Here is a 24405-nt window from a genome sequence, read left to right on the forward strand (position 1 = left end):
GCGCCGACTCAGGGCTTGTGGAAGCCGAAGCGCGACAGGATCGCCTGGCCGTCCGGCGAGGCGACATAGTCGACGAACTGCGCTGCTTGCTGCGGCTGGCGCGCCTGGCTGGTAACGGCGATCGGGTAGGTCACCGGCGTGCGGCTGGGCACGCGCACCGCCACCTTGACCTTGTCCGGCATCACGGTGGCATCGGTGGCAAAGACGAAGCCGGCCTCGACCTCGCCGCGCGCGACGTAGTCCAGGCTCTGGCGCACGTTCTGCGCCGGCACGCCCTTGGCGGCGACCGCGTCCCATAGCCCGGCCGCCTCCAGCGCGCCGCGGGTGTAGCGGCCCACCGGCACCGAGGCCGGGTTGCCGTAGGCGATGCGCCGGACTTCCGGGCGCGTCAGGTCCTGCAGCGAGGCGAGCGGCAGCTTGCTGTCGACCGGCACGATCAGCACCACCTGGTTGGCGGCGAAGTTGCGGCGCGAAGCCGGGGCGATCACCTTCTCGGCCTCGGCCTTGTTCATCGCCTCCTGGTCGGCCGACGCGAACACATCGGCCGGCGCGCCCCGGACGATCTGCTGCATCAGCACGTCCGAGGCGCCGAAGTTCAGCACCACGTGCGTGCCAGGGTGGGCGCGCTCGTACGACTCGGCCAGCGCCTTGAAGGCGTTGGTCAGGCTGGCCGCGGCAGACACCACCAGGTCGGCGGCGAAGGCGGGCGGGGCGACCAGCGCCAGCATCGCGGCGGCGGCCAGCAGCAGCCCGCGGCGGCGGGAACGGAAGGCAGACATCGGAATCCTCGGGAAGGGCCGCCGGCATGCAAGGGCAGGCGCGGCACGGCCGGAGCGGGTGGATTGTCATGCGCAATATACGTCTGTATATAGCGCGGCGTCAATGATGCGCCATGACGGGTGTCAGGGGTATTCCAACCGGCATAAGTGCTGTATCAGGGGCTGCGAATGAGCCCCGGGGCGGAAACGGCTGGCGCCTGCCCGGCGCCAGCCCTGCCGGCTTCAGGCCGGCGGCGTGCCTTCCTTGAACATGGATTTCAGTTGGCTGCGCAGCTCAGGCGTGTCCTGATGCTTGTGCACCGCCACCGCGTGCTGGACCGCGGCTTCGAGCAGTTCGTCCTCGCTGTCGGCGCTCAGCGCGACCGTGCAGTGGGTGTCGCTCGGATACTCGCGGCAATCGATAAACTTGCGTGCCATGATGCCTCCTGACGCCGGCCCGCAGGCTGGGCTGGAGCCGGTGCCTCCAGTATAGGCACGCGGTCCTTGTCGGTTGGTGCCCTAGGGCACCGGCGTCAGCACCTTGCCGCCGGCCAGGAACGCGTCGAGGTTCTGCAGCGTCAGCGCGGTCATGGCGGCGCGCGTCTCGTGCGTGCCGCTGGCCATGTGCGGCGCCAGCACGACATGGTCCATCGCCAGCAGCGCCGGTGGCACGTTGGGCTCGTCCTGGAACACGTCGAGCCCCGCGCCGCCGAGCCGGCCTTCGGCCAGCGCCGCGACCAGCGCCGCCTCGTCGACCACGCTGCCGCGCGAGACGTTGACCAGGATGCCGCGCGGGCCCAGCGCATCGAGGATCTCGCGCGACACCAGCCCCGCGGTCGAGGGGCCGCCGACGGTGGCCACCACCAGGAAATCGGCCCACGTTGCCAGCGCCTTCAGGTCGGCTTCGAAGCGCCACGGCGCGCCGGCGCGCGGGCTGCGGTTGTGGTAGGCGATCTCCATGTCGAAGCCCTGCGCGCGCCGCGCGACGATCTCGCCGATGCGGCCCAGGCCGAGGATGCCCAGCTTCTTGCCGGAGACGCGCGTGGTCAGCGGGAAGCCGCCCTGCGGCCAGCGCCCGGCGCGCACGAAGCGGTCGCCATGGGCGATGCCGCGCGCCGCGTCGAGCAGCAGCCCGAAGGCGAGGTCGGCGACGCAGTCGTTGAGCACGTCGGGCGTGTTGCTGACCTGGATGCCGCGCGCACGGGCCGCGTCCAGCGCGATCGCGTCATAGCCGACGCCGAAGCTGACGATGGCTTCCAGACGCGGCAGCGCATCGATCAGCGCGGCACTGCAGCCGTGGCGCGCCGAGGTCACCACCACGCGCACCTGCTGGCCTTCGCTGCGCGCCCAGGCCAGCGGATCGGCCTGCTGCCACAGCGCCGCGGCGCCGTACCGTTGTTGCAGGGTGGCATTGGTCTGCGGCGCGAGCGGGCCGACCTGGACGATCTGGGGAGCGGGCATGGGTAGGAGGAGGTCGAGGCGTGACCGGCTATGTTAGCGCAGGGGCCGGCCCCGCGCCGACGCCCGGCCTGACGTGGGCGCGCAAGCTGTGCGATGTTCGGGCGGCGGGTTATGCTGCAAGCCTCGCGGCCCGGCGCCGCGCCACGCTGCTTCCACGAGCCATGACCACCATCTACCTCGCCGGCTTCGACGTGTTCCGCAAGGATGCGCGCGCCTGGGGCGAGCATCTCAAGGCGCTGTGCGCGGCGCACGGCTTCACCGGCCTGTATCCGCTCGACCAGTCCGCCCCCGAAGGCCTGTCAGGCCCCGACACCGCACGCTGGATCTATGACGCCAACATCGCGCTGCTGCGGCGCGCCGACCTGGTGATGGCCAACCTGGATGACTTCCGCGGCCCGGGCGAGGCGGATTCCGGCACGGCGTTCGAAGTCGGCTTTGCGGTGGCGCTGGGCAAGCCCGTGTGGGCCTACAGCGCCGATGCCGGCACGCTGCGCGAGCGCGTCACGGTGGCCACCGATGCCGAGGGCACGCCGCTGGATGCGCGCGGCTTTACCGTCGAGGACTTCGGGCTGGGCAAGAACCTGATGCTGGCTTGTCCGGTCCGGCTGGTGCAAGGCGGAGCGGCCGAGTGCCTGGCGGCCATGGCCGCGGCCCGGCACGACATCGAAGCGGCCCTCCGCAGCGGCGGCTAGCGCCGCAGCGCCTGCACGCCGGCCGCGATATCGTTGGCGGTACTCGCGACGATCTCGCGATACGCCGCCACCACGCCGTCGACCGCGCCCGGCGCCGGCAGCTCGGCCTGGGTCCTGCCGCTGACCACCTTGCCATCGGGCAGGCGGCGCACGGTCCAGTTGATGGTGGCGCCGGCACGCTGGCCTACATCGGCGTCGAGGCGCAGCACTTCGGTGGTGATGCGGTACAGCGGCTGCACGTCGGACAGGCCCTGCTGGTAGGTGTCGACCGCGCCCAGCGTGGCCTGCAGGCGCTGCGACAGCGCATCGCGCAGCTCGTCGGGCAGCGGCGACGACCAGCGCGACAGGTCCAGCAGGCGCACGCCGGCATCGCCGCCGCTACCGTTCTGGCCATCGCGCACCACCAGTTGCGGCCGGTTGAGGCGCTCCGGCACGCGCACCGGCGCGACCTCCAGCCACAGGGTGTCGGTCGACGGCGCGGCTGCCGGCGCCGGCGCGGCAACCGCCGCCGGCCCTTGCGACAACGTGTAGTAGCGCGGCTCGGGCGAGGCGCAGCCTGCCAGTACCGCCGCGGCGAAGCTGGCGCAGGCCAGCGTGAGCGGAAGGCGCTTCATCATTCTTTCTCCGGCTTGCCGCGCAACAGCGCTTCAGGGTGGCGTTCCAGGTAGTCAGTCAGCGTGCGCAGCGACGTGGCGGTGCGCGTCAGTTCCTGCAGCATGCGGCGCGTGTCCTGCTGCAGCGGCGCGTCCGACGCCAGCGTGCCGTTGGCCGCGGTCAGGGTCTTGCGCGCGTCCTGCAGCGCGGCCAGCACCTGCGGCGCGACATCGCCGTTGAGCTGCTGCACCAGCTTGTCGGCGGTGGCCAGGGTCTTGTTCAGGCTCGTCACCGTGGTGCGCAGGTCCTGGCCGATCTGGTCGAACGGCACCTTGTCGATGCGGTTGACGATGTCGCCCACCTGCGCCTGCAGCTGGTCGAACGCGCCCGGCGTGGTGGCGAACTCCGGAATCGGCGCGTCCAGGTCCACCTTGACCGGCGCCGCCTTGGGGAAGAAGTCGAGCGCCACGTAGAGCTGGCCGGTGAGCAGGTTGCCGGTGCGCAGCTGCGCGCGCATGCCCCGCTGCAGCAGCCCCTCGATGATCTTGCGCGCGCGTTCGCGGTCCTGGATGTCGCGTTCGCGGAAACCCATGCGCGACGGGTACAGCTCGACCACCACCGGCATGCGGAAGGCGCGCTTCTCGCGCTGGAACTCGATGCCGATCGAGCGCACCTGGCCCACCACCACGCCGCGGAAGTCCACCGGCGCGCCCGGTGACAGCCCGCGCACCGACTGGTCGAAATTGAGCACCGCCAGCGTCGGCGCCAGCTCTTCCGGCTCCTTCATCGCCTCGGCCTGGTCGCCCGCCAGCAGGAACTGGGTGTTTTCGGCGGCGGCGTCGGTGGCGGTGGTGTGGTCAGGAGCCTGGAACGCGACGCCGCCCAGCAGCACCGTTACCAGCGATTGCGTCGACAGCTTGAGCCCGCCGGCATCGAGCTTGAGGTCGACCCCGCTGGCATGCCAGAAGCGCGTGTCGGCGGTGACCAGCTTGTCGTAGGGCTTGTTGACGAATACGCGCAGCGTGATGTCGCGCCCGTTGGGGTCGAGCTGGTAGGCCACCACCTGCCCGACCAGCACGCGCCGGTAGTAGACCGGCGAGCCGATGTCGAGCGAGCCCAGCTCGGACGCGCGCAGCACGAACTGCTTGCCGGAAGCGTCGGTGGTCACCACCGGCGGCACTTCCAGGCCCTTGAAGTCGCGCGCGGATTCCTTCGACTTGCCCGCGTCGACGCCGATATAGGCGCCCGACAGCAGCGTCTCCAGTCCCGACACGCCGCTGGCCGCGAAGCGCGGGCGAACCACCCAGAAACGGGTGTCGGCCACCGCGAAGTTCTCGGCGTCCTTGGTCAGGTCGATCGACGCCACCACGTGCGAGCGGTCGCGCGCCAGGCGCACCGACTTGACCAGGCCGATGTCGACGTCCTTGTAGCGCACCGCGGTCTTGCCCGGGATCAGGCCTTCGGCGGTGCGGAAGCTGACGGTGATCTCGGGCCCGCGCGAGGCCAGCGTGTGCATCAGCAGCGAGATCCCGACCACCGCGGCGACGATCGGTATCAGCCATACCAGCGAGGGCAGCCAGCGCGCGCGGCGCCGGCGTTCGGGCCGGGGCAGGCCGGACGGGGGTGGCGCAGGCGGAGCGGGCGGAGAGGGCGGCGGCGAGGGCGGCATGGCACCCGCCGGAGCTTGGTTGTCAGTGTCGGGCATTGTCAGGTTCCAGCGAATCCCACAGCAGGCGCGGATCGAAGCTGAGCGAGGCCAGCATGGTCAGCACCACGACCGCGCCGAAGGCGAGCGCGCCGCCGCCGGGGATAATGGTGGCCAGCGCCCCGGCCCGCACCAGCGAGGCCAGCAGCGCCACCACGAAAATATCGAGCATCGACCAGCGGCCGATCACCTCCACCAGGCCGTACAGCCGGGTCTGCTGCCGGATCCGCCAGCTCGAGCGGAAATGCACCGACAGCAGCAGGAAGGTCAGGATCACCATCTTCAGCAGCGGCACCACGATGCTGGCGATCAGCACCAGCACGGCCAGCATGTGCGAGCCGGACAGCCACAGGTAGATCACGCCCGACAGGATGGTGTCCTGCTGCGTGCCGAGGATGGACTGCGTCACCATCACCGGCAGCAGGTTGGCAGGAATATAGAGGATGTAGGCGGCCAGCAGGAAGGCCCAGGTGCGCGCCAGGCTGTCGGGCTTGCGATGGTGCAGGGTGGCGCCGCAGCGCGGGCAGGGCGTGCCTTCCAGCGTGCGTGGGCTGACCAGGTCGCACGCGTGGCACGACACCAGGCCCAGCCTGCTGGCGGTGGGCACCTGCGGCAGCGGGGTGTTCTCGTCGTCGTCGGTCAGTTCCGCCACCACCTCGCGCGCGAGCTGGCGCGGACGGGCCAGGCGGCCGGCGGGCGGCGGCGGTCGCTGCGGTTGCCGCGGTTGCGTCATCGGCGCTCCCCGTCCGCCGCCGCGGCCTTGTCATCGGGCGTTTCCAGGTGGCGCCACAGGTCGCGCGGATCGAACGACAGCATCGCCGCCAGCACGATCACCAGCGCGGCGAACGACCACAGCGCAATGCCGGGCAGCACGCGCGCCATGGTCGAGAGCTTCACCAGCGTCACCAGCACGCCGATCATGAAGACCTCGATCATGCCCCACGGCCGGGTCTGGCGGATGCCGCGCACGATGCGGTCGAAGCCGGCCGGCATGCGGTGCTGCGCCATCGGCACCAGCAGGTAGATCATCATCAGCAATTCGGACAGCGGGAACAGGATGGTGGTGGCGAACACCAGCGCCGCCACCAGCGCCATCTGGTCCGCATACAGCGCCTGCACCGCGCCCAGCAGCGTGGTCTGGGTGCGCACCCCTTTCAGGTCCATCTCGACGATGGGGTAGGCGTTGGAGATCAGGAACAGGATCAGCGCGGTGATCACCAGCGGCAGCAGCCGGTGGTAGTGGCGCCGGCTCTCGCGGTAGAGCTGGCCGCCGCAGCGCAGGCACAGCGCGCGCTCGCCCGGTGCGATCGGGGTGCGCTCGTAGACGGCGTCGCAGTATTCGCACGCCACCAGCCGGTGCAGCGCGGCCGGCGAGGTGTCGGGCAGCGTGGTCTCCGGCGGGGCCGGGGGTACGTCGTGTGCCGCCATCAGCCGGATCGCTTGCCGGTGGTGGCCGGCGGCACATCGGGATTGTCGACCACGGCCGGGGCCGATGCCGCAGCGGGCGCCGCGGCCGGTGCCGGCGCGGATGCCAGCGCCGCGCCCTGCTGCAGGTCGCGCTGCAGCTCGCCCTGCGAGCCGATGGTCCAGTCGCGCAGCAGGGCATAGGCCACCGCCAGCAGCGTCGGGCCGATGAACACGCCCAGGAAGCCGAACGCCAGCGCGCCGCCGAGCACGCCCAGCATGATCCAGATCAGCGGCATGCCGGTGCCCTTGCTGATCAGCAGCGGCTTGACGATGTTGTCTGCCATGCTGACCACGCCCACGCCCCACACCACCAGGAAAATGGCCCAGCCGGTGGCGCCGGTGTGGTACAGCCACAGTGCGGCCGGCAGCCACACCAGCGGCGGGCCGACCGGCACCACCGACAGGAAGAAGGTGACGAAGCCGAGGATGGCGGCGCCCGGCACGCCCGCGATCCACAGGCCGATGCCGGCCAGCACGGCCTGGATGAAGGCGGTGCCGAGCACGCCGTAGACCACGCCCTTGACGGTGCTGCCCGCCAGCTCCAGCAAGTGGTCGGCGCGCTCGCCGGCGATGCGGCGCATGCCCGCGCGCAGCCAGGCAATGGCGAACTCGCCGCCGGTGTAGAAGAAGAACGCCAGGATGATCGACAGCGCCAGCTGCCCCAGCCCGGCCCCGATCGACAGCCCCGCGCCCAGCAGCACGTGGCCGACCGGCGCGATCAGCTTGCGCAGGTTGGCGACCATCTCGGAATCGGCATTGATCAGGCTGTCCCAGGAGTTTTGCAGGTAGCTGCCGACATAGGGCAGGCTGCTCAGCCACAGCGGCAGCTGCGGCAGCCCCTGTTCCATATAGCGGTCGACCAGCGCGGCGAGGTCATCCAGGTGCGCGGAGAAGCTGGCGCCGGCATAGACGAACGGGCCCAGCACGATCACCGTCGCCAGCAGCACGCAGATCAGCGCGGCCAGGCCGCGGCGGTTGCCGAGCCAGCGCGACAGCACGGTGTAGGGGTGCCAGGAGCTGAACGCCAGGATCGCGCCCCACAGCAGCGCCGTGGTAAACGGCGCGAGGACCAGCAGCGAGCCGCCGATCAGCACGATCAGCGCGAAGACGGCGGCGATTTTCTCGATCAACTGGCCGGAACTCATGGTTGGGGTCTCCGTTTGTCCCCTGGGGGGTTGGGTGTGACGGGGACGGCGTAAATATAGCTTATGGGGGAGGGGCGGCTGTGAAACGTGGGTTTGGGTCTTTGCCTGCGGGGTGGTGTCGTGCTTGGCGGGCGTGGCTGTTTCGCCGGCGTAGCCGGCGACCTCCTTTCTGTCCGGAGCGACAGAAAGGAGGCAAAGAGCGCGTCGCCTAAGCGGCTGGCTAAGGCGGTGTTGGCGGTTCCAGCGGTGGTGACTCGCGGTGAGGCGCTTGGTGGTTCCACCCTGCTGACGCTACCTGGATGTGCCTGGCGTTCGGGGTCGGATGGACGAACCCGACTTTAGGCCGGTGGCAGCCTTCTAACTGCGTTGTCGGTGGGACGCCTTCGGCTGCGCTGCGCGCGCGCCCAATCTTAGGTCTGCTGCTCAAGCACGGAGTGCGTCGCTGCGCTCGCACGCGTTGACGCGGGCGAGTCTTCTGTTTTTTATTGCCCGCTTGCGGGAGAGGGGCGGGGGAGAGGGCCGGAGCATCCACGAAGTCCGGCGTCCAAGGACAACCCAGCCTCAATCCGGCACCGCCATCACCCCGCTCTTCAGCAACGCCGCCACCAGGTCCGACTGCGTCACCATGCCCACCACGCGCCGCTGGTCATCGATCACCGGCGCATGATGCAGCCCGCCGTCGGAGAAGGCCTGCGCCAGTTCCACCATCGGCTGCTCGGGCCGCGCCGTGACCACGGCATGCGTCATCAGGTTGCGCACGGTGCCGGCCAGACGCCGGGCGCCGGTATCGCGCTGCGCCGCAAAAAAATCGCTTTGCGTGACGATCCCTACCAGCTTGCGCGTCGCATCCACCACCGGCAGCGCCTTGATGCGATGTCGCGACAGCAGATGCCCGGCCTCATGCGCGGGCTGGTCGGGCGTCACCGTGATCACGTCCCGCGACATGATTTCGCCGCACAGCACATTGCCGAAATGGCGGCGATAGGCGCGCAATTGCGCCGCGACCAGGATCTGCTCGAGGTCGTCTTCCTCGATATCCAGGAATTCGCCGCGCACCTTCAGGGCCGCATCCAGGTCCGCGCGGGTTACGCCGACGCGCTGCGTGGGCGGAAGGTCCCTGGTGCCATGCTGCACCGCGGGTTCGGGCGGGCGATGCGGGTAGCGCCGGCGCGACAGGTTGTTGAAGGCCAGCGCCATCATCAGCATCAGCATCGAATTGAACAGCACCGGCACCGCCACGAAGCCGAAGCCCAGCGCACTGACCGCCGGCCCGCCGAAGACGGCGGTGATGGCCACCGCGCCGCTGGGCGGATGCACGCAATGGAACTGGAACATCAGGGCGATGGCGACGGCCACCGCGACGGCGGCGGCGAGGCCGGGGTCGGGAATCCAGCGCGCGCACGCCACGCCGACCACCCCGGCGATCAGGTTGCCGCCGATGATCGACCATGGCTGGGCCAATGGCGACGCCGGCACCGCGAACAGCAGCACCGCCGAGGCGCCCATCGGCGCGACAAACCAGGGATTGAAGCCGCCCAGGGTCTGGTGGCTGATCCATTCCGTGCACAGCAGGCCCAGCAGGGCGCCGAAGCAGCTCTTGAGGCGCTCCTTGCGGCTGGCGGCGACCGGCAGGGGAACGAATGTGCGCAGCCAGGCACGGGCGTTATGCGCCAGGGCGGAGACGGGGGCGGTTGGCATTCTTGGAACGGGGGGCGCTTTGGAATGGTGCACGTAATATATCACGGGGTGATATATCGGGTTGGCTTTGGTGCAGCGCATCCCGGAGATGGGGCATGCCGCACCGCACAAGGGCGCGGCAACACCAAGCGTGCCCGGATCACGGCCCTCGCGGCCCTTACTTGTAGGTCGACAGCAGGATGCTGGTCTCGGTGGCGCTGATGCCGTCGATCAGGCGGATCCGGTCGAGCGCGCGATCGAAGGCCTCGAGCGTGTCGGCGCGCAGCTCGGCGATGATGTCCCAGCGGCCGTTGGTGGTGTGCAGCGCCTGCACGTTGGGCTCGCCGCGCAGCGCCTGCAGCACGGCGCGGGTCTTGTTGCCGTCGACCGCGACCGTCATCCAGGCGCGGATGCGGTGCGCCTCGGCTTCGGGCCGCAGGCGCACGGTGTAGCCGACGATCAGCCCTTCCTGTTCGAGCTTGTCGATGCGGTTCTGCACGGTCGCGCGCGACACGCGCAGCGCCTGCGCCAGTGCCGTCACCGGCGAGCGCGCGTTGTCGCGCAGGAGGGCTATCAGCTGCTGGTCGGTGGCATCCATGGGACGGTAGGGGGCGGGTTTGGGGGCGATTGGCAAAACGCCAGCCGCGGCTGGCGTTTTGCACAATGGTAGGCGCAAACCGCGCAGTTTGCTGGCTTTTGGCTAACGGGTGATTGCACCAGAATTCAATCGACGGATGGATTTCCCTGACAGGACGCCGTCGCCCCGCCATTGCTTACCAGGAGCCGCCGTGATCCAGACCCCCACCATCTTGCTGGTCGAGCCGACCTACTACGACGTGTCGTACAGCATCAATCCGTGGATGGACCCGGCCGCCTGGGCGCGCGATCCGCACGGCATGCATCGCAATGCGACGCAGTCGTTCCACGCGCTGCGCGAAGCGCTAGGGCGCGCGGGCTTCGCGGTGGAGCTGGCGCCCGGCGCGCCGGGGCTGCCCGACATGGTGTTCCCGGCCAACGCCGCCGTGGTGCTGGACGGGCGCGCACTGCTGGCGCGCTTCCGCTATCCGCAGCGGCGCGGCGAGGAAGCGCCGTTCGCCGACATCTTCGGCAAGCTGCGCGAACGGGGGCTGCTCGACGAAGTCGCGCTGCTGCCGGAAGGGTGCTACCAGGAAGGCGCCGGCGATTGCATCTGGGACGCGGGGCGCGGCCATTTCTGGGCCGGCTTCGGCCCGCGTTCGTCGCACGAGGCGGCGCTGGCGGTGTCGGGCTATTTCGGCAAGGACGTGGTGGCGCTGGAGCTGGCCACCGAGCAGAGCTATCACCTCGACGTGTGCTTCTGCCCGCTCTCGGGCGGCGAGGTGCTGTACTACCCGCCGGCGTTCAGCGCAGCGGCGCTGCGCGAACTGCGCGCGCGCGTGCCGGCGCGGCTGCGCATCGAGGCCAGCGCCGACGACCTGCGCCATTTCAGCGTCAATGCAGTCAACCTCGATGACCAGGTGGTGATGACGCGCACCACGCCGCACCTGCGCACCGAGCTGGGACGGCGCGGCTACCAGCTGCATGAGGTCGACCTGTCGCCGTTCATGCTGTCGGGCGGCGGCGCCTATTGCATGACCCTGCGGCTGGACCGCAGCAGCGGACGCGGCGTCGCCGCGGCGGCCGCCTGAACGCGGGGAGAGGGTCATGAAGAACACCGTCCGATCCTTGTTTCTCGACGCCACCGACGTCGCCCGGCTGGTGGCCGCGATCGGCCCGCAGGCCGCCATCGTCGACCTCGCCGCGCAGGTGCGCCAGGCGTTCGCGCGCTGGGCCGATTTCGACAAGTCCGCGCGGCTGGCCAGCCATTCCGCGCGCGGCGTGATCGAGCTGATGCCGGTCAGCGACGGCAGCCAGTATGCCTTCAAGTACGTCAACGGCCATCCGCGCAATGCCCAGCACGGCATGCCCACGGTGATGGCGTGCGGCCTGCTGGCCGAAGTGGAGACCGGCTTCCCGCTGATGCTGGCGGACCTGACGCTGGCCACCGCGCTGCGCACCGCGGCCACCTCGGCGCTGGCAGCGCGCGCCATGGCGCGGCCGGGCGCGGCGACCATGGCGCTGATCGGCAATGGCGCGCAGGCGGAATTCCAGGTGCTGGCCTTCCACGCGATGCTGGGCGTGCGCGAGATCGCCGCCTATGACATCGATCCCGCCGCCACTGCACGGTTGATGCGCAATCTTGCCGCGGTGCCCGGCCTGGCGATCCGGCGTGCCGATTCGATCGAGGCCGCGCTGGCCGGCGCCGACATCGTCTCCACCGTCACCGCCGACAAGACCCGCGCCACCATCCTGACGCCGGACCTGGTGCAGCCCGGCATGCACCTGAACGCGGTCGGCGGCGACTGCCCCGGCAAGACCGAGCTGCATGCGGATATCCTGCGCCGCGCGCGCATCGTGGTGGAGTACGAACCGCAGACCCGCATCGAGGGCGAGATCCAGCAGCTGCCCGCCGACGCGCCCGTGACCGAGCTGTGGCAGGTGCTGGCCGGCCAGGCCCTGGGCCGCGCCGCGGCGGACGAGGTGACCGTGTTCGATTCGGTGGGGTTTGCGCTGGAAGACTATGCCGCGCTGCGCTGGCTCTACGCCGCGGCGCAGGCGCACCGCGCCGGCACCGCGGTGGAACTGGTGGCGATGCCGCCCGACCCGCGCAACCTGTACGGCTGGATGCTGGCGCAGGCCGACGGTGGCGGCGCCGGGCGTTCAGTGCCACGGCCGGCGGCCGTGGCCTGAAGCGTGACCCGAGGCGCGACCTGAAGCGTGACCCGAGGCTTCAGGCTGCGCGGCCCATCATCAGCTGCGCCCGCAGGAAGCCCTTGACCTCTTCGAGCGAGGGCGTCTTCAGGAACACCATGATGCCCCAGTGCTGCAGGGCATCGGCCACGCCGTCATAGGCCTGGCGGTTGGTGATGACGGCGAAGATCACGTGCTGGCTGGCGAAGAAGTTCTGCAGCTTCTCGACGGTGGCCGACTCGGCATCGTTGAGCTCGTCGACGTAGTACAGCACCACGCGCGGATGCTCGCTGACCGAGGTGATGACGGTGTCGAGCACGTCGTCCACCACCACGCTCTTGAGAGGAAGGCCCCATTTGGCGAGCTGGCTGTGGATGCGCTGCGCCTCCTGATGGTTGGGGTGGAACACCACCAGGTCGAGCCCGTGCGGCGACGCCGACTCGGGCCCGATGCGCGTCGCCAGCAGGCGATGCACGGTTTCCTTGTGGATGCGCCGATGGCCGCCGTTGGTCTTCCAGGCCCCCAGTTCGCCGCGCTCGACCATCTTCTGGACGGTGCCCAGTGAGACGTTGAGCAGTTTTGCCGCTGTCCGCGTGCTGTAGTAAGGCTTTTCAGCCAGTGCCGGATCAAGTTTCATCCCATCACCCGTAGTCCATAGGCAGTCGCGCCGTCATGGCGCACGCGGCCCCTGGCACTGGCGCCGCGCGTTTGTCACTGCCAACAGTTGACTGACCCTGTGTGCCCGGCCCGCTCCCCCGCTGGCCAGGCTGCTTTTTGTGGTTGTTTTGATCTTTTGTGCATTTCCAGCAAGCGCAGCGCGATCCCAATGTATTGGATGTCTCGATGCTGGATTTGCTGGAAGCTAATAATATGCCGCAAACGACAAAGTATCTGTAGGAAAAAACATAAATCTGCGGGGCTTTTGTTTCTTAACGCACATTGAGTGCATCGTGATGACAACAGGGTTGTCAGTGCAGACCTGCCAGCTTCGTCATGGTTCCCATGACTGCAATGTCTGCAGCGTATGCTGAATTCAGCGGGCGCTTCACAGTTCCGCCAAACGGTACCGCTCAACGGTTCCGCGTAACGGTTCCGTTTAGCGGTACCGCTGCAAACACCGCGTTACCGTCTGTTTCACAATCCGTACTTGCGCACCTTGTCGAACAGCGTGGTCTTGGCCACGCCCAGCGTTTCGCTGGCGCGGCTGAGGTTGCCGTCGTGCCGACGCATGGCGTCGGCGATCAGCGCGCGCTCGAACTGCTCGACGGCCTGCGCGAGCGGCATGGCCTCGGGTGCGGTGGCGCCCTGGCCGGGATTGCAGCCGAGGCCCAGCACATGGCGCTCGGCGAGGTTGCGCAGCTCGCGCACATTGCCCGGCCACGGGTAGGCCACCAGTGCCGACAGTTCCGCGGGCGTGGCCGGCACCGCGTCGCGCTCGAAGCGCAACGCAGCCTGCGCGACGAAATGTTCAAACAATGCCGGCACGTCCTCGCGCCGCTCGCGCAGCGGCGGCAGCTCCAGCGTGATCACGTTCAATCGGTAGTACAGGTCGGCGCGGAACTGGCCGGCATCGGACAGCGCGCGCAGGTCCGCCTTGGTGGCGGCCACCACGCGGGTGTTGACCGGCACCGGCTGGTTCGAGCCCAGCCGTTCCACCACGCGCTCCTGCAGCACCCGCAGCAGCTTGATCTGCAGCGGCATCGGCATGCTCTCGATCTCGTCGAGAAACAGCGTGCCGCCTTCGGCATGCTCGACCTTGCCGATGCGGCGGCGCGCGGCGCCGGTGAAGGAGCCGGCCTCGTGGCCGAAGATCTCGCTTTCGAACAGCTGCTCGGGCAGGCCGCCGCAGTTGATCGCGACAAAGTTGCGCGCATGGCGCTGGCTGGCCTCGTGCAGGCAGCGCGCGACCAGCTCCTTGCCGGTGCCGGTCTCGCCGTGGATCAGCACGTTGGCGTCGGTGCCGGCCAGGTCGGCGATCAGGCGCCGCAACCGCTCGACCGCGGGCGAATGGCCGATCAGGCGGGTTTCGAGCTTCTCGCGGCCGGCCAGCCGTTCTCGCAGTTCTGATACTTCCAGCGCGAGCCGGCGCTGCTCCAGCGCGCGGCGGGTGGCATCCACCAGCTGCTCGGGCGAGAACGGTTTTTCCAGGAAGTCGTAGGCGCCTTGCTTCATCGCCTGCACCGCCAGCCCGACGTCGCCGTGGCCGGTGATCATGATCACCGGCAGCGCGGGGTCGCGCGCGCGCAGTTGCGCCAGCAGCGCCATGCCGTCCTGGCCGGGCAGGCGGATGTCGCTGACCACCACGCCGGCATAGCCCGGGCCGGCCTCGCGCAGTGCGGCCTCGGCGCTGCCGACGCCGCGCGTGGCAATGCCTTCCAGCCGCAGTGCCTGCTCGCAGCCCAGGCGCACGTCGGCATCGTCTTCGACGACCAGTACGGTCAGATCAGCCGGCATGTTCGGCATCCTGTGAATGGGATTCCAGCGCCAGCGGCAGCACCAGCGTGAAGCAGGCGCCGCCGTCCGGATGGTTGGTGGCGGACAGGCTGCCGCCGTTCTCGTTGAGGATGCCGGCCGACAGCGTCAGCCCCAGCCCCAGTCCCTGGCCCGCGGGCTTGGTGGTGAAGAACGGTTCGAACAGCCGCGCGAAGGCTTCCTCGGACAGGCCGGCGCCGTTGTCGCGCACGGTCAGGTGGACCATGCCGCCGGCCACGTGCGCATGCAGCGCGATGCGCGGGCCGGGCTTGCCGGCGACCGCGTCGAGCGCGTTGCCGAGCAGGTTGACCAGCACCTGTTCCAGCCGGTTGGGGTCGCACACCACCGTCAGCGCCGGGTCGACATCGCGCTGCAGGGCCGGCTGCACCGCGTCGACGCGGGTCTGCAGCAGGAACAGGGCGTTGTCGACCGCCTCGGCCAGGTTTGCCTGGCGCCTGCCGTTGCCGGGCTTGCGCGCGAACGACTTGAGCGCGCCGGTGATGCGGCCCATGCGCTCGACCAGGCCGATGATGGTGTCGAGGTTGGCGCGCACCGTCGCGTAGTCGCCGCGCTCGAGGAACTTGCCGGTATTGCCGGAGATGGTGCGCAGCGCCGCCAGCGGCTGGTTCAGCTCGTGCGCGATGCCGGTCGACATCTGCCCGACCGCGGCCAGCTTGCCGGCCTGCAGCAGCCCGTCCTGGGCCTGGCGCAGCACGGTCTCGGCGCGGATGCGCTCGGTGACCTCGGCCTGCAGGCGCTGGTTGGTGGTGGACAGGTCGGCGGTGCGCTCGGCCACCTTGCGCTCGAGTTCGCTGTTGGCCGCCTCCAGCGCCGCGCGCGCCGCCAGGCGTTCGTTGATGATGCGCCGGCGCACGTTCCAGGCCGCGCCCAGCAGCAGCACGAAGGCGGTCAGCACGCCGGCCAGCGCCGCGGTGTTGAGCGCGGCCACGCGCGCCTGCGAGGTATTGGTCAGCAGCGTCAGCTGCCAGTCGGTGCCCGGCAGCGCGGCATGCTGGGCCAGCATCGGCGGGCCGCGGCGCAGGCGCACCAGCTCGTCGCTGCTGGTGCTGGCGGTACCGCCGTTGCCGCTGCCGTTGCCATTGTCCAGCTTGCGCACCCGGGTCAGCGGCAACTGCGGCAGCGGCGCGCGGTTGTACTGCAGGCTGCGCGCCAGGCGCTCGCGCGCCTCGGCCGACAGCGGGCGCAGCGCGGCCAGCTTCCACGACGGGTCCGAGGCCAGGATCACCACGCCGTTCTCGTCGGTCAGCAGCATCTGGCTGTCGGCGCCCTGCCAGCGGTTTTCCAGCGGCTCCAGGCCGATCTTGACCACCGCCACGCCGACTGGGTTGTCGCGCTCGCCCAGCGGCGCCGACAGGTAGTAGCCCGATTCGCTGCGCGTGGTGCCGACGCCGTAGAAGCGGCCCAGCTGGCCCTCCATCGCCGAGCGGAAATACGGGCGGAAGCTCAGGTCTTCGCCGAGATAGCTGTCCGGGCGCTGCCAGTTGCTGGTGGCCAGCACCTTGCCATGCGCATCCAGCACATAGATCACGCGCGTGCCGGCGCGGGTGTTGAGGGCGCTCAGGTATTCGTTGGCGCGCGCGGTGCGCGCGGCGTCGTCGGGGCGCAGCAGCAGCGCGGCGATGCGCTCGTCGAGCGACAGCAGGCCGGGCACGTAGTCGTAGTGCGCCAGCTCGCTCTCCAGCGCCTGCTTGTACAGCCGCAGCTGCACCTGGCCGCGTTCGGCCTGGCGCGCCAGCGCGGTGTCGTAGGTGTAGCGGTAGCCGAGCGCGCCGGCCAGTCCCACCAGCACGGCCAGCGCCAGCAGCGCCAGCAGCGGCGCGGCGCCGCGCAGGCCGTGAGGCAGGCGCGCGCCGTTGGTCGCGGCAGGGGCAGCGGATGTGGCCGCGGGGGTGGCCGAAAGCGCGGGGCTGGCGGCGGGGGCGCGGGGGGTATCGCCGGGAGGGTGTAGCGGGCCGGTCATCAGGTGTTGGGCGAGGCAGGTGGCATAGCCGCCGCGCCGGCAATGGCTGGAGCCGGGCGCGGGAGCCTACTTTTACCACACCAACGGGGGGTGCCGGCCGCCGCAATGCAAAAAGGCCCGGTTGCCTGATCGGCAACCGGGCCCTGGCACGCCTGGCGGACCGTGTTACTTGGCCGCCAGGACCTGGGCAGGTGCCAGGCCGGTGGTGGTATCCGCGGCGGGTTCATCCTCCTCGGACGGTACCGGCGCGCCGATGGCGCCTTCGCTTTTGGCGACGACGGCGGTGGCAATCGCATTGCCAAGCACATTGGTCACGGTGCGACCCATGTCGAGTACGTGGTCGATGCCCAGCACCAGCAGGATGCCGGCCTCGGGCAGGCCGAACATCGGCAGCACGGCGGCGACCACCACCAGCGAGGCGCGCGGCACGCCGGCGATGCCCTTGCTGGTGACCAGCAGCACCAGCAGCATGGTGATCTGCTGGGTCAGCGACAGCTGGATGCCGTACACCTGCGCCACGAACAGCGCCGCGAACGAGGTGTACATGATCGAGCCGTCCAGGTTGAACGAGTAGCCCAGCGGCAGCACGAAGTTGGTGATGCGCTCCTTGACGCCGAAGCGGGTCAGCTGGTCGATCACCTTGGGGTAGGCCGATTCGCTGCTGGCGGTGGCGAAGCCGATCATCAGCGGCGCGCGCATCAGCTTGAGCAGGCGGAACACGTCGCGGCCCAGGAAGCAGTAGCCGCCGGCGATCAGCGCCACCCACAGCAGCGCCAGCGCCAGGTACAGGCTGCCCAGCAGCTTGGCGTAGACCACCAGCACGCCCAGGCCCTGCGCGGTGATCACGGCCGCGATCGCGCCGAACACGCCCACCGGGGCGAACGCCATCACGTAGTTGGTGACCTTCAGCATCACGTCGGCCAGGCCCTCGATGCCCTGCAGCACCGGCTTGCCGACGCCGTCCTTGACGGTGCCCAGCGCAAAGCCGAAGAACAGCGAGAACACCACGATCTGCAGGATCTCGTTGTTCGCCATGGCCTCGACGAAGCTCTTGGGGAACATGTGCGCGATGAAGTCGCGCAGGTTCAGCGCCCCGGTCTTCAGGTTCGCGCTGGCGTCCGCCGCCGGCAGCGCCAGGTTCATGCCGTGGCCGGGCTGCAGCAGGTTGGCCATGACCAGGCCGAGCAGCAGCGAGGTGACCGAGGCGCCGATGAACCACATCATCGCCTTCATGCCGATGCGGCCCACGGCGCGGCCGTCGCCCATGCTGGCGATGCCGGCCACCAGCGTGGCGAACACCAGCGGGCCGATGATCATCTTGATCATCCGCAGGAAGATGTCGGTCAGGATGGACAGGTGATTGGCAATCGATTTGGCGGTGGCGGCATCCGGCGCCAGGTTGTGCGCGGCGGTGCCGGCCAGCACGCCTAGCAGCATCGCAATGAAGATCAGGGTGGGCAGTCGATTCAGTTTCATCGTGGATCAGGCCTGTGCGACCGTTCCCGGGGACGGGACGGGCGACTGTGTATTGCAGGAAGGCTGGGCGACGTCGGGGCGCCGGGCCGGCCGTGTCAGGGTTCAGCGCGGCAACAGGTGCCGGGGGCGCGCCGGGATGGCGACGGGGGTGGGCAAGGCGGGGTCGGTCATGGGTGTGTCCTCCTTTGTTTTTTCGGCATCGGCCGGGACGCTGGGAGCGTGCCGGCGTACCTGTCTGGCGCTGTGAGCGGCGGCCTATATTGCACATGCCGTGCCAGCGCGAAGGTGCCGCTGCGGCTATGCAAGCTGTTGAATACAAAGGGGAAAATGATGTGATGCCGGCGCCTGGTTCGGGAAACCGGATCAGGCGGGCGGAGCGCCGTTCGGGATTCCGAACGGCGCTCTAGGTGTAAACCCGGGGTTTTACGGGTGTGCGGAGGGGGATGGTTTGCCGCCGGTGGCGGCGTTTCAGCCGCCGAGGAGGCGGTAGCAGAGGCGCGCCGCCACCCGCGCGCCGCAGCCGTCGCGGTCGTACCGCGGGTTGAACTCGGCAAGGTCTGCCACGCGCAGCTTGCCGCTGTCGCGCAGCAGCGTGGCGATGGCCTCGACCACGGCCAGCGGCACGCCGTAGGCGGCCGGGGCCGAGACACCTGGCATGACCGCGGCGGGCAGCACGTCGAGGTCGATGGTCAGGTAGACGTGGTCGGCATCGGCGACCCAGCGCTCCAGTTCGGCCAGGCGCGCGTCGAGGTGGCGCTCCTGCATCTCGGTGTCCTCGACATGGCGCACGCCCAGCGCATGCGCGCGCGCAAACAGCGCGGCGGTGTTGGCCAGCCGGCTGACGCCCAGGCAGGCGTAGTCGAACGGCAGGCCGCGCTGGCGGCAGTCGGCGGCGATCTGGTCGAAGGGCGTGCCGGAACTGCCGGGGCGGCTGGCGCGCAGGTCGAAATGCGCGTCGAGGTTGACGATCAGCACGCGGCCGCGGTCGCCGTGCGCGTCCAGGTGCATGCGCAGGCCCTGCCACGTGCCCCAGGCCACTTCGTGCCCGCCGCCCAGCACCAGCGGCCAGGCGCCGACCGCCAGTTCGGCGGCGACGGCTTGCCCCAGCCGCTGCTGCGCGGGCTCCAGCGCATCGCCGTCGCAGTGGATGTCGCCGCCGTCGATCAGCCGGCCGATACCGTGCGCCGGCACGCCGGCCAGCGCGCGGCGGATCTCGCGCGGGCCCGCGGCGGCGCCGGGGCGGCCCTGGTTGCGCACCACCCCGGCGTCGCAACAGAAGCCCAGCAGGACCGGCACGCCGGGCGTGCGCGGCGTGGCGGGGCCGGCGACGATATCGAACAGGCGGCGCGTGTCGCCGGCCTCGCCGGCATCGCGCCGGCCGCGCCAGACCGTCTCGTGTCCGGCGGCGGCCGCATCGTCGGTCGCCGGCCCGAACTCTGCCAGGTCGCTCATTTCAGCCGTCGCCCCAGGGTTTCGGGCACCATCAGCAGGCCGAGCAGCGACACCAGACCGCAGCCGATCACGTACAGCGCCGGGGCGCTGGCGTTGCCGGTGGCCTGGATCAGCTGGGTCGAGAAGTACTGCGCAAAGCCGCCGAAGATGGCGATGGCGACGCAGTAGGCGATCGACAGGCCGGTGGCGCGCAGGCGCTTGGGCAGCACCTCGCTGACCAGCACCATCGACGCCGGCGCGGTCATCGACATCGGCACCGACAGGCACGCCACCACCACCAGCAGCCGCGCCAGCGAGGGTTCGGCATTGATCAGCACGAACGCCGGGTAGACCATCGCCAGCAGCGCCACGCGCGACCACAGCACCACGGGTTTGCGGCCGACGCGGTCGGCCAGCCAGCCGGCGAACGGCGACAGCACGACCTGCACCGCCGCGGCGACGCAGCCGGCCCAGATGCCCAGCGACAGCGGCATCTTCAGCACGCTGACGGCGTAGTTGCTGAGGTAGTAGACGACGATGTAGGTGGAAGAGGCCAGGCCGATCATCAGCAGGATGCTGGCAAAGACCTCGCGCGCATGCTGGCGCAGCAGCGGCCATTGCGCGGCGTGCTCGCCATGGTGGGCGGGCGTGGCGGTCTCTTCCAGGCGGCGGCGGATCAGCAGGCCGACCGGGATCACCAGGATGCCGATCAGGAAGGCCAGGCGCCAGCCCCAGGATTCCAGCTCGGCCGGCGCCAGCAGGTTGCTCAGCACCAGCCCGGTGATGGCCCCCAGCAGCGCCGCCAGGCCCTGGCTGAACGGCTGCCACGCGGTATAGAAGCCGCGCGTGCGGTCGTCGGCGTATTCCAGCAGCAGCGCGGTCGACGCGCCCATCTCGCCGCCGATGGCGAAGCCCTGCACCAGCCGCGCGATCACCACCATGATCGGCGCGAGGATGCCGATCTGCGCGTACGGCGGGGTCACCACGAAGATCAGCGAGCTCAGGCCCATCAGCCACAGCGTCAGCGCCACCGCGGGCTTGCGCCCGGCGCGGTCGGCGTACATGCCGATCAGCAGGCCGCCGAGCGGACGCATCAGGAAGCCGACGCCGAAGGTGGCGAACGACATCAGCAGCTGGCCGGTGGGGTTGTCGACGGGGAAGTAGAGGCGGCCGATCAGCGTGGCAAAAAAGCTGTAGACCACGAAATCGTAGAACTCGAGGCCGTTGCCGATGGTGATGGCGGCGATGGCGCGTGTGCGCGACAGCGCTGGGGTGTGGGCGCCGGCCTGGGCGCCTGCGACACCATCGTAGGCGTGCGCAGTGGTATCGGATGGCATGCGGTTGTCTCCCGGTGAGCCTTGGTGTAATCAGCTTGTTTGCTCCCCTCTCCCACGCTAGTGGGAGAGGGGAGAACACATCAGGTTTTGTGGCCTCTGGTCAGTCGTGCAGCATCGGCAGGTCCAGGCCCTGCTCGCGCGCGCAGTCGACGGCGATCTGGTAGCCGGCGTCGGCATGGCGCATCACGCCGGTGGCGGGGTCGTTATGCAGCACGCGGGCGATGCGCGCGGCAGCCTCGTCGGTGCCGTCGCACACGATCACCACGCCGGAATGCTGCGAGAAGCCCATGCCCACGCCGCCGCCGTGGTGCAGCGAGACCCAGGTGGCGCCGCTGGCGGTGTTCAGCAGCGCGTTCAGCAGCGGCCAGTCGGACACTGCGTCGGAGCCATCCTGCATGGCCTCGGTCTCGCGGTTGGGGCTGGCGACCGAACCCGAGTCCAGGTGGTCGCGGCCGATCACGACCGGCGCCGACAGCTCGCCGCTGCGGACCATCTCGTTGAACGCCAGGCCCAGCCTGGCGCGCAGGCCCAGGCCGACCCAGCAGATGCGCGCCGGCAGGCCCTGGAAGCTGATGCGCTCGCGCGCCATGTCGAGCCAGCGGTGCAGGTGCGCGTCATCGGGAATCAGTTCCTTGACCTTGGCGTCGGTCTTGTAGATGTCCTGCGGATCGCCCGACAGCGCGGCCCAGCGGAACGGGCCGATGCCGCGGCAGAACAGCGGACGGATATAGGCGGGAACGAAGCCGGGGAAGTCGAAGGCATTGGCCACGCCTTCTTCCTTGGCCATCTGGCGGATGTTGTTGCCGTAGTCGAAGGTCGGCACGCCCAGCTTCTGGAAGTCCAGCATGGCGCGCACATGCGCGGCCATCGACGCCTTGGCGGTCTTCACCACCACGGCCGGCTCGCGCTGGGCGCGCTCGCGGTATTCGTCCCAGCTCCAGCCGGCCGGCAGGTAGCCGTTGAGCGGATCGTGCGCGCTGGTCTGGTCGGTGACCATGTCGGGGCGCACGCCGCGGCGCACCAGCTCGGGCAGCACTTCGGCGGCGTTGGCGCACAGCGCGATCGAGATTGCCTTGCCTTGCGAGGTGTAGCGGTCGATGCGGGCCAGCGCGTCATCCAGGTCGGTGGCCTGCTCGTCGACATAGCGGGTCTTCAGGCGGAAATCGATGCGGCTCTGCTGGCATTCGATATTGAGCGAGCAGGCGCCGGCCAACGTCGCCGCCAGCGGCTGCGCGCCGCCCATGCCGCCCAGGCCCGCGGTCAGCACCCAGCGCCCCTTCAGGTCGCCACCGTAGTGCTGGCGGCCGGCTTCGACGAAGGTTTCATACGTGCCCTGCACGATGCCCTGGCTGCCGATGTAGATCCAACTGCCGGCGGTCATCTGGCCATACATGGCCAGGCCCCTGGCGTCGAGTTCGTTGAAGTGCTCCCAGTTGGCCCAGTGCGGCACCAGGTTGGAGTTGGCGATCAGCACGCGCGGGGCGTCGCGGTGGGTGCGGAACACGCCGACCGGCTTGCCCGATTGCACCAGCAGGGTCTGGTCGTCTTCGAGCCGCGTCAGGGCCTCGACGATGCGGTCATAGCATTCCCAGTTGCGGGCGGCGCGGCCGATGCCGCCGTAGACCACCAGTTCCTTCGGGTTCTCCGCGACCTCGGGGTCGAGGTTGTTCATCAGCATGCGCAGCGGCGCTTCGGTCAGCCAGCTCCTGGCCGTCAGCGTGGTGCCGCGCGGGGCGCGGATCTCGGTGTCGCGGAAACGGGTGGGTTGGGTCGGGGTCTGGGTCACGGGAAACTCCTTCGGTCTTGCAGGTCTGGGACGCGCGCTTTGGGTCAACGCATAGGCATGTATATTCCTGTATATACAAGTTCATAGAAATCAGGGTATTCCCGGGGACTCGCAACGCCGTGCCTTGACTTTCATTTAACCAATAAGTTAAATGATTTCATGCCACATCCCATCGATCCGCTTACCACCATCTTTGCCGCCCTGGCCGACCCTACCCGGCGCGCGATCCTTGCCCGGCTTGCACAAGGGGATGCGCCGGTCAGCGAGCTGGCGCGACCGTTCGCCATGTCGGCCCCGGCGATCTCCCGGCACTTGCGCGTGCTGGCCGACGCCGGGCTGATCGAGCGCGAGGTCAGCGCGCGCTGGCGCATCTGCCACCTGCGCGCGGATCCGCTGCGGGACGCGCGCGACTGGCTGGAGGCCTATCGCTGCCATTGGGAAGGCAACCTGGACCGCCTCGTCGAATTTGTCGAGCGTACCCACGCCGCCGGTGTCGGCGCAGACACCGGTCATGCAACCAAGGACCAAGGGAACGAATCATGACCGAAGCCGCTAGCTTTCATCTGGAAATGACCCGCTTCATCCGCGCGCCGCGCGAGAAGGTGTTCGATGCGTTCACAGACCAGGCGGCGCTGGCCGCCTGGCATTGCCCGCGCGGCATGGGGGTGATCGAGGCCAGCGCCGACGCCCGCGTGGGCGGCAAATACCGCATCGTGATGGCTGGCCGCGACGGTGCCCGGCATGCCGTGCACGGCGAGTACCAGGTAGTTTCCCGCGCCGACTTCCTCGCCTATACGTGGCAGGCCGAAGCCGGCCCCATGCCGCCGCATATCAGGACGCTGATCGAGGTCACGCTGACGGCGCAGGAGGGCGGCACGCACCTGCATATGCGGCACAGCGGCTTCCCGGACACGCAGTCGCGCGATGGCCACGCCACCGGCTGGCAGTCGGTGTACAACCGACTGGTCGACTACCTGGACCCGGACGGCAGCGCGGCCACGGTGGTGGTGCTCGGCGATCCGCGCAGCAGCTATTGCCGCACGGTGCGCATGGCACTCGCGGAAAAGGGCGTGGCCTATACGCTCAAGCCGTTGCCGCCGCATGCGCCGGAAGTGCTCGCGCTCAATCCGTTCGGGCGCATCCCCGTGCTGTGCGATGGCCCGATCTCGTTCTACGAGACCCGCGCCATCCTCGGCTACATCGACGATGCCTTCGACGGGCCCAGCCTGCTGCCTCAGGGGCGGCCTTCGGCCCAGGCGCGCGGCGAGCAGTGGATCAGCCTGATCAACGCCCATGCCTACGATGCGATGATCCGGCGCTACGTGCTGCAGTACATCTTTCCGAAGGGACCAAACGGCCAGCCGGACCGCGCGGTGATCGACGCCGCGCTGCCGGAGATCGCCCGGCATCTCGGGGTGCTCGAGCAGGTGTACGGCGACCGCAACTACCTGGTGGGCGCGACGCTGTCTATGGCGGACCTGTTGCTGGCGCCAATCATCGCCTATGTGGGCATGTTCCCCGAGGGCGCAGCTTTACTGGAGAAGTGCCCGAACGTGCGGCGCGCGCACGCGGCGATGCGCGAGCGGCCCAGCTTCGCAGCGACGCAGCCGGAACATGGCTGAGGCGCGGCGGGTGTCGTGGTGACGCCAAAGGA

Annotated in this window: 22 protein-coding genes; 5 read left to right on the forward strand and 17 right to left on the reverse strand. The window is 69.6% G+C overall.

Annotated features, from left to right (window positions below):
- Positions 1-8: 8 nt before the first annotated feature.
- The 3 genes from modA to C7416_RS09970 all read right to left on the reverse strand — a co-directional run bounded on the left by modA (position 9) and on the right by C7416_RS09970 (position 2219).
- A complete protein-coding gene (gene modA, locus C7416_RS09960) occupies positions 9-779 on the reverse strand; it encodes a molybdate ABC transporter substrate-binding protein (RefSeq protein WP_111518672.1) in 771 nt (256 codons plus the stop codon).
- A gap of 222 nt (positions 780-1001) precedes the next feature.
- Positions 1002-1196 carry a DUF1059 domain-containing protein gene (locus C7416_RS09965; RefSeq protein WP_111518674.1) on the reverse strand — a complete coding sequence of 65 codons (195 nt, stop codon included), beginning with the start codon at positions 1194-1196 and terminating at the stop codon, positions 1002-1004.
- 81 nt (positions 1197-1277) lie between these two features.
- Complete coding sequence (locus C7416_RS09970; protein WP_111518676.1) at positions 1278-2219, reverse strand: 2-hydroxyacid dehydrogenase; 942 nt, start codon at positions 2217-2219, stop codon at positions 1278-1280.
- 161 nt (positions 2220-2380) lie between these two features.
- On the opposite strand from C7416_RS09970, the gene C7416_RS09975 reads away from it, so the two are divergent.
- Positions 2381-2911: a nucleoside 2-deoxyribosyltransferase gene (locus tag C7416_RS09975; RefSeq protein ID WP_111518678.1), complete on the forward strand. Its 531-nt coding sequence runs from the start codon at positions 2381-2383 to the stop codon at positions 2909-2911.
- On the opposite strand, the gene C7416_RS09980 is transcribed toward C7416_RS09975, so the two are convergent.
- The 7 genes from C7416_RS09980 to C7416_RS10015 form a co-directional block, all read right to left on the reverse strand.
- A complete protein-coding gene (locus C7416_RS09980; RefSeq protein WP_111518680.1) occupies positions 2908-3528 on the reverse strand; it encodes a PqiC family protein in 621 nt (206 codons plus the stop codon). The genes C7416_RS09975 and C7416_RS09980 overlap by 4 nt on opposite strands.
- The gene (locus C7416_RS09985) at positions 3525-5210 is read right to left on the reverse strand and encodes a PqiB family protein (RefSeq protein ID WP_111518682.1); all 1686 of its coding nucleotides are present in this window, start codon (positions 5208-5210) and stop codon (positions 3525-3527) included. The genes C7416_RS09980 and C7416_RS09985 overlap by 4 nt, the downstream gene beginning before the upstream one ends.
- Positions 5197-5943: a paraquat-inducible protein A gene (locus C7416_RS09990; RefSeq protein ID WP_111518684.1), complete on the reverse strand. Its 747-nt coding sequence runs from the start codon at positions 5941-5943 to the stop codon at positions 5197-5199. The genes C7416_RS09985 and C7416_RS09990 overlap by 14 nt, the downstream gene beginning before the upstream one ends.
- Positions 5940-6638, reverse strand: coding sequence for a paraquat-inducible protein A (locus tag C7416_RS09995; RefSeq protein WP_111518686.1), 699 nt, complete (start codon positions 6636-6638; stop codon positions 5940-5942). The genes C7416_RS09990 and C7416_RS09995 overlap by 4 nt, the downstream gene beginning before the upstream one ends.
- Entirely contained in the window at positions 6638-7822 is a 1185-nt protein-coding gene (locus C7416_RS10000; protein ID WP_111518688.1) for an AI-2E family transporter, read from the reverse strand. Before C7416_RS10000 ends, C7416_RS09995 begins: the two co-directional genes overlap by 1 nt.
- Positions 7823-8383: 561 nt before the next feature.
- Complete coding sequence (locus tag C7416_RS10010; RefSeq protein WP_111518692.1) at positions 8384-9520, reverse strand: HPP family protein; 1137 nt, start codon at positions 9518-9520, stop codon at positions 8384-8386.
- A 157-nt stretch (positions 9521-9677) separates the two neighbouring features.
- The gene (locus tag C7416_RS10015) at positions 9678-10097 is read right to left on the reverse strand and encodes an Lrp/AsnC family transcriptional regulator (RefSeq protein WP_111518694.1); all 420 of its coding nucleotides are present in this window, start codon (positions 10095-10097) and stop codon (positions 9678-9680) included.
- Between the two features lie 190 nt (positions 10098-10287).
- On the opposite strand from C7416_RS10015, the gene C7416_RS10020 reads away from it, so the two are divergent.
- Positions 10288-11166: a dimethylarginine dimethylaminohydrolase family protein gene (locus C7416_RS10020; protein ID WP_111518696.1), complete on the forward strand. Its 879-nt coding sequence runs from the start codon at positions 10288-10290 to the stop codon at positions 11164-11166.
- Between the two features lie 16 nt (positions 11167-11182).
- Positions 11183-12268: an ornithine cyclodeaminase gene (locus tag C7416_RS10025; protein ID WP_111518698.1), complete on the forward strand. Its 1086-nt coding sequence runs from the start codon at positions 11183-11185 to the stop codon at positions 12266-12268.
- Between the two features lie 40 nt (positions 12269-12308).
- Here the strand turns inward: C7416_RS10025 and C7416_RS10030 are convergent, their stop codons facing one another.
- From C7416_RS10030 to hutU, 7 genes are all read right to left on the reverse strand, one after another.
- A complete protein-coding gene (locus tag C7416_RS10030; RefSeq protein WP_018007160.1) occupies positions 12309-12905 on the reverse strand; it encodes a helix-turn-helix domain-containing protein in 597 nt (198 codons plus the stop codon).
- 497 nt (positions 12906-13402) lie between these two features.
- Positions 13403-14722, reverse strand: coding sequence for a sigma-54-dependent transcriptional regulator (locus tag C7416_RS10035; RefSeq protein WP_111519048.1), 1320 nt, complete (start codon positions 14720-14722; stop codon positions 13403-13405).
- On the reverse strand, positions 14712-16721 hold the full coding sequence (locus tag C7416_RS10040; protein ID WP_111518700.1) for a sensor histidine kinase: 2010 nt from the start codon (positions 16719-16721) through the stop codon (positions 14712-14714). The genes C7416_RS10035 and C7416_RS10040 overlap by 11 nt, the downstream gene beginning before the upstream one ends.
- A 165-nt stretch (positions 16722-16886) precedes the next feature.
- Positions 16887-18197: a dicarboxylate/amino acid:cation symporter gene (locus C7416_RS10045; RefSeq protein WP_111518702.1), complete on the reverse strand. Its 1311-nt coding sequence runs from the start codon at positions 18195-18197 to the stop codon at positions 16887-16889.
- A 468-nt stretch (positions 18198-18665) separates the two neighbouring features.
- Positions 18666-19649 (reverse strand): formimidoylglutamase, encoded by a 984-nt coding sequence (gene hutG / locus C7416_RS10050; protein WP_111518704.1) that lies wholly within the window; start codon positions 19647-19649, stop codon positions 18666-18668.
- On the reverse strand, positions 19646-20965 hold the full coding sequence (locus C7416_RS10055) for an MFS transporter (RefSeq protein WP_111518706.1): 1320 nt from the start codon (positions 20963-20965) through the stop codon (positions 19646-19648). The genes hutG and C7416_RS10055 overlap by 4 nt, the downstream gene beginning before the upstream one ends.
- A 100-nt stretch (positions 20966-21065) precedes the next feature.
- Entirely contained in the window at positions 21066-22751 is a 1686-nt protein-coding gene (gene hutU / locus C7416_RS10060) for a urocanate hydratase (RefSeq protein WP_111518708.1), read from the reverse strand.
- A gap of 159 nt (positions 22752-22910) precedes the next feature.
- Here hutU and C7416_RS10065 point away from each other — a divergent pair, with 159 nt between their 5' ends.
- Together C7416_RS10065 and C7416_RS10070 are read left to right on the forward strand one after the other, a co-directional pair.
- Positions 22911-23294 (forward strand): ArsR/SmtB family transcription factor, encoded by a 384-nt coding sequence (locus C7416_RS10065; protein ID WP_111518710.1) that lies wholly within the window; start codon positions 22911-22913, stop codon positions 23292-23294.
- Positions 23291-24373 (forward strand): SRPBCC domain-containing protein, encoded by a 1083-nt coding sequence (locus C7416_RS10070; protein WP_111518712.1) that lies wholly within the window; start codon positions 23291-23293, stop codon positions 24371-24373. Before C7416_RS10065 ends, C7416_RS10070 begins: the two co-directional genes overlap by 4 nt.
- Positions 24374-24405: the final 32 nt, after the last annotated feature.

It is taken from the genome of Cupriavidus phytorum (assembly GCF_003254285.1).
Taxonomy (GTDB): domain Bacteria; phylum Pseudomonadota; class Gammaproteobacteria; order Burkholderiales; family Burkholderiaceae; genus Cupriavidus; species Cupriavidus phytorum.